Origin of the sequence: Methylobacterium sp. WL103, assembly GCF_008039885.1 — a bacterium.
In the GTDB taxonomy this organism is placed as follows: domain Bacteria; phylum Pseudomonadota; class Alphaproteobacteria; order Rhizobiales; family Beijerinckiaceae; genus Methylobacterium; species Methylobacterium cerastii.
The window spans coordinates 1-700 of the sequence record NZ_VRUX01001150.1 but is presented as its reverse complement, the minus strand read 5'-3'; the positions used below and the strand labels follow the sequence as shown (position 1 = coordinate 700).

At 72.0% G+C, this 700-nt stretch carries 1 pseudogene; it reads right to left on the bottom strand.

What is annotated here, in order from left to right:
- Nucleotides 1-497 precede the first annotated feature (497 nt).
- Nucleotides 498-700, bottom strand: a pseudogene (locus FV222_RS28335) (MFS transporter); the annotation flags it as partial.

Here is a 700-nt window from a genome sequence, read left to right as displayed (position 1 = left end):
ACCCTGCGCGAGACGGCTTCGTGCAACCTCGCGGCGCGGACCCGGCCGCGCGTGCCGGCCTGACCGCTGCGGCGTCCTCCCTCCCCTGCGGAGGCTTCCTGATTCACACAGGCCTGGTTCTGGCGGTTCGCTTTGCGCGCATCCGCTCGCCCCGCATGGATCTCGGGCTTGCCCGAGATCCGAACCTACCTGCCGAAATCGGGCAGGCCCGACTTCGGTGGGGGAGAGGGCTTTGCCGACCTCGTCGTCGGCAAAGCGAGGCGGCAGCCGACGGTGAGGGGGCGCGCCCCGGAGGAGGCTCCTCCGTTCGCCCCCCACTCACCGCCGCTTCGGCTTCGCCTTCGCTTCCCGCACGGACGACGAGGTCGGTGCGGGCCTCTCCCCGCCCGCTGGGAGAGGGGAACCCGCGCGTCGTCCGAGGCCGTCACGAGAGGCGAAACCCCAATAGCCTGCAGAAGGCGGAGGGAAGCACGCGTCGGAATCGGACTGGCGCGAAACTAAACCTCGCTCGGCACCACCGGCCGAGCCAGCAACACAGCCGTCGCGATCCCCACCGCCAAAATCGTGACGGCGCAGGTGGCCAGGGCCGCGAACTGGCCGACGCCCTGCAGCGCCGCGCCGAGCACCGCGACGCCGAGCGCCTGGCCGCAGAAGAACGAGAACGCGTGGAGCGCCACCGCCGAGGCGCGGGCCTTGGGGG